Annotated in this window: 1 protein-coding gene; it reads right to left on the reverse strand. The window is 34.8% G+C overall.

All coding sequences use genetic code 11. The features are described from left to right. Positions 1-146: 146 nt before the first annotated feature. Complete coding sequence (locus ACQRD1_RS14545; RefSeq protein WP_427787941.1) at positions 147-1,445, reverse strand: IS4 family transposase; 1,299 nt, start codon at positions 1,443-1,445, stop codon at positions 147-149. Positions 1,446-1,560: the final 115 nt, after the last annotated feature.

The raw sequence follows: 1,560 nt of genomic DNA on the forward strand, positions 1-1,560 counted from the left end.
TCAGGTAATGTCATTAACTTAAGAAAATTTCGATTATTGTAATAAGTGTTCAGATTAGCTTTCTTGAAAAATCACAAGATTTACGCATAACAAATAAACAAACCAAAAGTCTGCTTTTTGCCAGCTATATTCATTTGAATAATTTTTTATCCTATACGGTATGCGAAACTAACCCATCGTTTCTTTATTACTCGACGCTGATATTGTCGGTGTGGTCTTTGGGGCGATAGTTCTTTCTTAATCAGACCTTCAACATCTATCGTTACAAATGTCTGGCGCAGATAATGCCTGCATATTTGAATTGCCATTGTGTAGTTTAATTGGTATGTGTACTTACGGTTTCTTTCTTCCAGTATGATATTTGCTAAAATAATTTCACAAAAATTATACAGGATCAGTTTTGCGTAAATTTCCTGACAGATATATTCCACATTTTTAGAGTGAAGATTTGTCAGGCCAATCGTATATTTCAGCTCACGGAAAGAAGTTTCGATTCCCCATCGCATATGATAAAGTTCCTTGATCTTTTCAGGTGGGAATTCTTCTTTATCCAGGTTGCTGGCTATACATTCATAAACTCCATTTTCCAGCTGAAACTGTGTGAGTCTGAGATGAAGTGTATAAAACAAATTCTCAGAATCAAGAAAGTCAAATGGCGATGAATTTGAGAGATATTTATAACCTTTCGTTTTATAAAACTTTTGTTTACGGGTCATAATCAGTTCGATTTCTTCGTCAAATTCACAGGATACCGGCAAGGAAAGGCTTCCAGAAATGCTGCCTTTTTTCGAGGTATCTTTAATCCGGATTAGATAAAAGAGACCACGTTCCTGAATATTTGCAAAAATGTTATAAGTTTCGTATCCACGATCTGCCATAATGATAGTCTTCTGATTTGCGGTCAGCTTTTTAATCATTTCAATCATGGCAGAGGATTCATTTTCTTCATAAGGCTCCTGAATCAGAGCATCGACATATCGCCTGCTTTGGAGGTCATACAAGGCATTAAGATGCAGTTGATTAAAACCAAAAGTTCCTTCTTTACCAGCAAAATACGTGTGTGGATTTAGTGGATCACGAAATATATTCAAGTCAGAACCATCACAGGCAAGTAACTGATAGCCTTGGTATTTTTTGTTACATAATATCTGCTCATGAAATTTGTGAAATAAATGTTCCATGGTATCTGGTTTCAATTTGTTCCTTTGCTTTATGAAACCAGAACGGGTTATTTGATTCAGATCATAATTAAAATATTTATGTAATTCTGAATTAAGTGAACCACCTTCCATAGTAAGTAGAAAGTTTATTGTCGAGGTAAAGTTCATCTTCCGATTTCTGGTAAAATCATGCCCGGGATTTTTGACGTAATCTTCTATCTGACTGGACATGCTGGAAATGGCAGCGTTGAGTTTGTTACGGACATAATCAGCGTAAAAGTTCATTAGCAATTCCTCCTAAAATGTATTTATTCAAGGAGGCTTCGCCACATTTTTTCTGACATTTGTCAAGACCTTTTTCTGTTTTATTTTATAAATTTTCTTAAGTTAATGACATTAC

Origin of the sequence: Bariatricus sp. SGI.019 (genome assembly GCF_050315235.1) — a bacterium.
In the GTDB taxonomy this organism is placed as follows: domain Bacteria; phylum Bacillota; class Clostridia; order Lachnospirales; family Lachnospiraceae; genus JAFBIX01.